4 protein-coding genes and 1 pseudogene are annotated in these 8,293 nt (G+C 35.9%); 1 reads left to right on the top strand and 4 read right to left on the bottom strand.

Annotation, left to right across the window (positions count from 1 at the left end; genetic code table 11):
- Together ACFIK6_RS01255 and ACFIK6_RS01250 are read right to left on the bottom strand one after the other, a co-directional pair.
- Positions 1–2,699, bottom strand: a pseudogene (locus tag ACFIK6_RS01255) (hypothetical protein); the annotation flags it as partial.
- Between the two features lie 1,066 nt (positions 2,700–3,765).
- The gene (locus ACFIK6_RS01250; protein WP_375641427.1) at positions 3,766–4,272 is read right to left on the bottom strand and encodes a helix-turn-helix domain-containing protein; all 507 of its coding nucleotides are present in this window, start codon (positions 4,270–4,272) and stop codon (positions 3,766–3,768) included.
- A gap of 955 nt (positions 4,273–5,227) precedes the next feature.
- On the opposite strand from ACFIK6_RS01250, the gene ACFIK6_RS01245 reads away from it, so the two are divergent.
- Positions 5,228–5,497, top strand: a complete 270-nt coding sequence (locus tag ACFIK6_RS01245) for a hypothetical protein (RefSeq protein WP_273723956.1) — start codon at positions 5,228–5,230, stop codon at positions 5,495–5,497.
- Positions 5,498–5,815: 318 nt separating this feature from the next.
- On the opposite strand, the gene ACFIK6_RS01240 is transcribed toward ACFIK6_RS01245, so the two are convergent.
- Complete coding sequence (locus ACFIK6_RS01240; RefSeq protein WP_375641426.1) at positions 5,816–7,027, bottom strand: MFS transporter; 1,212 nt, start codon at positions 7,025–7,027, stop codon at positions 5,816–5,818.
- Positions 7,028–7,631: 604 nt separating this feature from the next.
- The gene (gene tmk, locus ACFIK6_RS01235) at positions 7,632–8,282 is read right to left on the bottom strand and encodes a dTMP kinase (protein ID WP_375641425.1); all 651 of its coding nucleotides are present in this window, start codon (positions 8,280–8,282) and stop codon (positions 7,632–7,634) included.
- Positions 8,283–8,293 lie beyond the last annotated feature (11 nt).

Genomic DNA, 8,293 nt, shown 5'->3' with positions numbered 1-8,293 from the left:
TTAACACCTACAAACTTTACTGTACTCTCTGCACCAATATCTGTAGGCTCTTCATCTTCAACAGCAAGTTTCCAACCCGTTTTAATTTTCGCTGTAAAATCTTGCAACTGCTTATAATTAACTGCATCCTCAGCATCAGTTCCCGCCAGCACTCCCGTAATCTTTTTATTACCAGCATAAATACCACCAGTAGTCATATTAGGACCACCAGTAATCACGAAGCCATTATCACTTACATTCGCCTTACCTGCTATTACACGTTTAACTCTGACAATATCATTCAAATCAAACTTTACAGTATTGTCATCGTTTTTGGTAATTTTGATATTCTTACTTTCTTCATTACCATCCTCTGCGTTAACACCTACAAACTTTACTGTACTCTCTGCACCAATATCTGTAGGCTCTTCATCTTCAACAGCAAGTTTCCAACCTGTTGCCATCCCTGCTGTAAAATCTTTTAGCTGCTTATAATTTACAGCATCATTATCTTCAGTTCCCTTTGCAACTTTTGTAATCTTTTTATTGCCAGCATCAATACCATCAATAGTTATACTTGGTCCCCCATTAACAAACTTAAAGCCCTCATTACTCATAATACTGTTGCCTGTTGCGACACTTGTGAGCGTAAGATTATCATTCAAAGAAAATGTAACTCTATTATTGTCTTTTGCAATTTTGATATTTTTGATTTCACCCGCAACAAGATCTACTGTACTCCCAGCTTTAACATCTGTAACATTGTTACCATCAACAGAAAGTTTCCAGCCTGTTGCCATCCCTGCTGTAAAGTCTTTTAACTGCTTATAATTTACAGCATCGGTATCGCCTTCCCCTGCCGCTACTCCTTTAATTGTTTTATCACCAGCATGAATGCCATTAACAGTTATGCTCGGCCCAGTACCATCAGTAAACATAAAGCCAGCAGCACTCATAATGCTTTCTCCTGCTGTGACACTCATTACATTAATATTATCAGCTAGATCAAATGTGACATTGTGATCATTATCTTTTGTAATCTTAATATTCTTTCTATCTTCGTCTCCAGCTGCTTGGAAATTTACTGTGCCATTTGGTCCAATAGCTGTAGCATCTCCACCGTTAACAGCAAGCTGCCAACTCGTTTTGGTTGCCTCTTGTACAGCTCTCAGCTGTTTATAATTCACTGCATCGGTATCTTTAGTCCCTTCTGCTACATTTGTGATCTTTTGATTGGCTACATCAATACCATCCACAGTTATATTTGGACCATTATCATTAATAAAAAAGCCATCCACAGTCATGCGCGAACCATCTTTACCATTAACAAAAAAGCCATCATCACTCATCGTGCTTTGGCCTGTGGTGACTTGCGTCAATTTAAGATGATCACTCAAAGTAAATTCAATTTTATGCTTATTATCTTCAGTATTTTTTGCAATCTTTAAGTTGTCTTGTCCTTCTTCTTTTTCACTTTTTACTGAAAAATCTACGGTATTGCCTGCTTTAACCTCTGTAGGATCTTTATCATTAGCAGAAATCTGCCAAGTACCTCCCCCTGCTATGACGTCTCTCATAGCTCTCAGCTGCGCCACGTTTACCGCATCGGTATCTTCACTACCCGCAGCGACCCCTGTAATTTGCCGTGTTAGCGTACCGTTATCCCTGCCACCAACTTCACCAACACTAAAAGCACCTGTTGTGCTCACCCATGCCATACCGGTTTCTGTCGTATCACCATCAAGGTAAGGGTCATACCCTTTAGCGCCCTTGTCTCTATTAGAAACAGAGCCCCCACCAATAGCAACACCATCCTTCACAAGCGCCTGTGCGTTTGCACCAATAGCAACTGAATCTTCCGTTTCAGCATAGGTATGCGTACCTATAGCAATCGCATTTTCTGCCTTTGCAATTACTCTTCTTTGAGGGTTAGATGCTTCAGTTCTGTCAGAGAGCCTGCTCCCTATTGCAATAGAACCTGATCCCAAAGCGTCAGCGTCCGAACCTATAGCAATTGCATAATTCTTTTCTGCTTTTGTCTTAGTCCCTAAAGCAACGCTATTTTTACCAGAAGCGGTTGTAAGCCCTCCAACAGCAACCGAAGACTCCCCCGATGCTTCTGATCCCACACCCATAGCAACACTTGCTTTTCCAGCTGCAAGCGCAGAAACACCAAAAGCTTGCGCTCCACCAGCTTTTGCCGTTGCGCCTGCACCAAAAACGGTTGAATAATTACCCGTCGCTGCAGATCCACAACCGGTAGCAAAAGAATAAACACCATAAGCCTCAGGCATCGCGCTAATGATACCACTAGTCAGCGTCCCCATATAGCCACCACGAGGGTTTGTCCAACTATCACCACCCCAAGTGACCTTTTCAGTAGTTGCGCCATAAGGATTACGATCACCATATTTTTGATCAGTGATAAATCTGTTATATTGCTCTTCTGCAGTTATTCGTTTAGTAACTGACGCTTGTTGTTTGCCTCCACGACCAACAACATTATCCACACCACAGTGATCATCATCACCAGCTAAAACAACACTCCCATGACTACCGTATGTATAGGAAACACCGGCACCAGGTGTACTTAGATTAGTCCCTCCAGTGAAGGCAAGATTGGCGGCAAAAACAGGAGAAACACTCGATAAGAGTGTAGCTATTGCCGCGCTGAGCGAAACAACTTTAATTAAATTTGGTGTGGAATATTTTTTTTTCATAAGAACCTCCTCCAACAGAGTCAAATCAACACAACGCGCAAAAACCTCACGGCAAAACCGTGTTTGCGCACCCCAAAACAAATAAATAACGATAAAAACTACCCCTCTGCGATAGCGATCTTCATCACAGCATCGCCCTAAAATCTTTGCAACAACATCGAATCTAGAAAAGTCCCCAACCCTTTTAGCTAGAGGGATTCAAGCTAAAAAATAAATAAAAACACAAGACTTTGAAAATATAACTTGATCTCCATTCAAAAACACTGCGATTTATCTCTTAACAAAAATAGTTTCACTAAAGAGCAATTCTACTTTTTAAATAAAGCGCATCAGAAGAATGGCAAGAGTACAAAAAATAATTTTTATAAATTTGTAAAAATACTTCTCAATAAATTAGCTGTTCTTATAAGCACAAATTTATGTTTTTTTAACTTATAGCATAATGTAATGGATGACGATTATCATAATGACCTCACTCTTTTCTGCGAGGTAAGCTGTTTCAACATATGATACATATCTTTGAAAGAAATCTGCCTTAATATAATGATGCACGCCCTGTAAAAAGTTTCAACGTGCTCATCTCATCATCTTCATAAAAAGACAAAAGCGCGCCTATAAATATCTCTTAGTTCGTCTCTCTCATATGTCTGTTACCCTATCTATAAGAAAAAAACATCGTCATTGTATTTCCTACTGTTGTATAAATTTTTTAAATACCACAAACCGAAAAGAAGCTGTTTTTTAGCTGTTTTCCCCACATAACCCATTATATTTTCAATGTTATCAGTATCCTTTTCCTTCACCCAAAAATATTAATGGTGCTATAGATGCTATATTAGCTTATTTTTGAATAAATCTTTTTGTATTACTAACTGTAATTCTTTTATAAGTAGTTTTATCTTTATTAGAGCAATACATTAATATATAATGATATTTTCTCGTTTTTCAGATTGAATAAAAGACTCGAAGATCGTGAAATTTTCACATTCCAAACTTGGTTACACAGCAGAAAATCAAAAAAGTTTTATTTTTTAAAAAGGCTGCTCATTCGTATCTTATGAAGTTTCTAGATGTGCTTTTCAGTTTCGATTTTACGCTTTAAATGTAATTTCAAAAGGGGCAAAGTGGCTTCGACTTCTTCCATATCATTGAGGTTTTGAATAAGCTCTTGCAATTTTCCATAAAGCTCTGCTGCCAATTCCGCAACATCTTCAGGAGAAAGCTCTATTTTTGCATCATGATAGGTCGTATAAACCAAATGTCCAAGCTTTTTCATCAGCCCAGCAGGTATCGCTTGCGGTTTAAAACCAGCTGCTTTCGCCTGTGCCATATCTGAAAACATCTCGCCATTGCCCGTTACAAGCCAATCTAATGAAACACCACAAATTTTTTGATATTTGGAAAGCGCAGAGGCTGTAGGCTCACTTATACCAGTTTCATAAGTTCCTACAGAGCCAGCAGTGATACCAAGATGTTCAGCAAACTGCTTACGCTCTGTAAAACCAAGAGCGTGGCGCACTTCACGAAAACGTTTTGCCAACTCAGTTTTAGGTTTTGCTTCCGGACGAGCCAAAAAAACACTCCAAAATCAATATAATTGTTGACTAAATAATTATATTGATTTATATCTATTATTACTGCCCCTTATGTTGGGCAAAGATCTACACACATAACCCCACAAAAATGGACGCTACAGTATCCGTTTAAGCAGGAGCGAAAATTATGACAATCACACAAAAAATGCGATCGCCGTGGTATTTTACTGAGCTTGCGCCCCTGTAATATAACCTTGGCAAAACTCAAGCCTATCAGAGCCTATTTTCCAAAGTCAAAAACATTTGGACACAGCCCAATGAAAAAGCTAAACGCGCCACTGCCAACTCTATCAGTTTGCACGCCAAGCCAATTCTTGCCAACTGCTTTCTCAAAAGTCACAGTCATATTTTTTCAGAAGCAAAAAGCCCAACACAAGTTCTCTCACTCAACAGCCTAGTAAACCTGCTTAAACTTCTTTGCAAGAATCTATAAATACACTTCCCAAAGTTTTTACATTACAACATAAGGTAAAAAGTTTATCAACGTCTAAAAATCAGTATAAAAGTGGCAAAATAATCGGTCTTCTACAAAAAATGAGATCATCACTCGTTATTAAAAAGTTAGACGTTTACAAACCATGTTTGCTTATTTTATATATTAATAGCGCTGATTTAGCTGTAATTGGCAAGAGAGATTTCAGGGTGTTTGGTTTATCGCCAGAATGCTCCTCTTCTATGCACATTAAAAGCCTTTTGGCAATGTATTTTAAATGCTATAAGTTCTATAGTAAACACATTACCATCCATATTTACAATTGGGCGCTTCAAAATGTTGGAGTAATAAAATCTTTAAATAGGTATTGATTTAAAAGCGCGTATTTTGCAGAAAATTGACAAAACCATGAGGTTCGTAATACATGGCAATTCTAAGTGATGATAGTGGTGTGATACTAAAAAAACTGCATGCAAAACCGCAACGTGGAAGAATTAAGTATGACCTCTTTATGCGATAAAGAATTATCTGATACACTGGTTGGTCTTTATGACGACTATCAACGTGGTTTGGACATTGGAGAAGAGCTTAGACTGTGCGTTGATTTAGCTTTATCTCTTGAATTAGAACTCAGTATTCTCCGTTTAAGTGAAACAGATGCTGTTTTAAAAAAAGAGATTGTACAAACCTTGAATCGTCGCAGAAATGCTCATTCCAATGAAGATGAAATTGATACAATTTTTCATATGGATTTTGAAAAACAAAAATAATGCAACATCCTCCCCATATGATAAGATATTACCTCATCGCTTTACTTTCTACTGTACTTAAACAAAAAACTTTTAAGAAGATTTAAAGTGTTGCGTTTTCGTCTTCTTAACAACAGTGAGATGAATTAAAGAAACACAGCAATTCTTTTGGATCATTATCAAAAAATAGAGAATATTCTCTAGCATACATCAATGTATGCTTTATTCATTAAGCACCAACTTTTACATTTTCTCACTCCTCTGTAAAAGAAAAATATGAAATATGCTGTAGCGTAAATGTTTATAAAATAGCGTATATTTACCACACTTAAATGTAATTTATTGTTTTTCATGTCTATAAAACAGCACTATGAGTATTCCAACAAGCGCAAAAATGCTTTGAAAAAAATATATCGATTGAGGTGATATGCTACTGTTATCGCTTGCCATAATGAGATAGACTCCGAGGATAAAACATCCAGAGATACCATTAAAACTTGCCTGCAATCTTCCTTGGTATTCAGGATCACAAGAGAGTTGTGATAAAGAAATCGAAAGAGCCCAACTCGAAAGTCCAAATCCAATCATAAAGTAAACAGGAAAAGCAACAAAATTGTGTGTATTAACAGATAGAATAGCGAGGCCAATAGCCATAAAAGCTAATAAAATGGCTAATGTTTTCCTTACAGATAAAGTTTTACAAAGAAGCGGTGAAAAAAACGCACCTGTCAATACGCCCATAGAATAAAGCACCTCAAATATTGCAAAGGTCCTGCTATCCGCATGCAAAACCTCTTGTATATAAGGAACGAGAATAACAGGAATGGTCATCAAAAGAGTCATAATAATCATCTGGCTTACATAAGGTACAAAAAGAGCCGGATTCTGTTTAAAATAATGAAGGGATGCTGTATAATTTTCCCACCAATTTTGCTGGTTTTGATTTTTAGATCTTCGGTTTTTAGGTACCTTCATTGCAAAATTAAATAAACCAGCAATAATAAAGAATATACCACCTATTAGAAGAGTTCCTTTTATTCCTGCATAGGCCAGTATCAATCCACTTAAGCCCATACCTGCGATAGTGCCAAGTTCATAAACCATATCGATGGTCGCATTTGCATTAATGAGCTGTTCCTTCAGCACAATACTTTGAATTAAAGAAATAGCTGATGGCATATAAAAAGAGATAAAAATACCCAAAAGAGCAGATAAGACCATCAATTCAATGTCTATACCAAAATGCCAAAGCATTACCCAGCCAACGATTACCAAACCTCTCACAAGATTTGAAATAATAATTTGCGTTTTACGATTATATTTATCTGCCAATATGCCCCAAATAGGAGCAAAAATAATGCTAGGCGCCCAAAGAAAAAGCATCATCAACGCTACACCACGGATTGAACTCGTCTGATTATAAGCAAGCCATGACAATGCAATATAATTTAGTCCGTTTCCAAATGTAGCAAATAAGCCGCTCAAAGTAAAATAGAGAAAAGTTCTATTTTTAAATAAAGCAATGCGTTCCTTCAAATTTGAAGTGAACATAAATTATCCTCTAAAATAAATACCTGTCGATATGCATGATATATCCTGTTTTAAACATGCATTCTTACAATTTTGATTTTAGATCATTAAATTTAAGAAAGCAAAATTCCTTTTTTGAAGCTTTTAAAATCTTTGTGCTGTGATATGATTAATTTTTCTATGAAAACGAAATATTTATGAATAAAAATACAATAAAATTAATATTTTATGTTCATTTTCTTCAGAAGCTACACCTTTATACATATGTGAAACAATTTTATAATATGGAAGCTTCACACACATCATTATCCTTATTATTCCGTGCACAAAAATATGCTCATGTATATCCCTCCATGTCGTTCTTCTATCACCACACTTCGTCTCTAAAAGAATAAACATACTATTATCCTCACGATAAATATTGATAACTTTTCTACTCCCCTTCTCTAAATCTTTTAAAACAAGCCCATTACAGTTAATTTTCCAATTAAAATATATAACGTGATATTTTTCCTGAGTAGTTAAATTATTGCAATCATATCTCTAAAGTTTCAAATTTAGAGTACGAATATATAAAGAAGGATCTATCGTGGATAAATTGATTAATAAATTAGTTTATTCATAATCAAAAACAAACTTCATCTATATGATGTCGTATTTGATGATGAATTAAAGAAACAGGAGCAGTTCCATCAAGTGTTATAAACCGCTCATCTATTTCTGATAAAACTTGGTATACTTCATAAACTTTTTCAATAAAAGAGAGTTTTTCTTCGTATTTTAAGTTTAAACCATCCCTTTTCTGCAACCGCTCCAGTATAGTAGTGGGCGGCAAATGAAGATAAAATGTAATATGAGGTCTTGGAATAGATTGATTTAATTTAACTACACTTTCAACAGAAAGCTCTCGAGCATAAAAATAAGCAAGACTAGAATAAACATATCGATCGCTAATTAATAAATTTTGCGATGAAGCTAAGGAAGGTTCAATAATTTCAAGTGTATGTTTGCGTCTATCTGTCGCTGATAAGAGTGCTAAAAGCAACGGATCAATTGCTTTTCCATTATCTAAGTAATCTCTAATTTCTGGATTATTTCTATACCAATAACTGGGTTGAAAAGTTTGTATTATATGTTTTTCTGTTGAGTAATGGCGAGAAATTTCTTTTATTTGTGTTGTCTTTCCACTCCCATCAAACCCGCATAAGACAATAAAAGAACCAGAAAATTTCTTTGAAGACCACATGAAATTATAAACTTTTTTATCAAGATACATTTTGTCTATAT

It is taken from the genome of Bartonella sp. AS69XJJH, assembly GCF_042195585.1.
Lineage (GTDB): Bacteria > Pseudomonadota > Alphaproteobacteria > Rhizobiales > Rhizobiaceae > Bartonella.
This window is presented reverse-complemented; position numbering and strand designations above follow the sequence as displayed.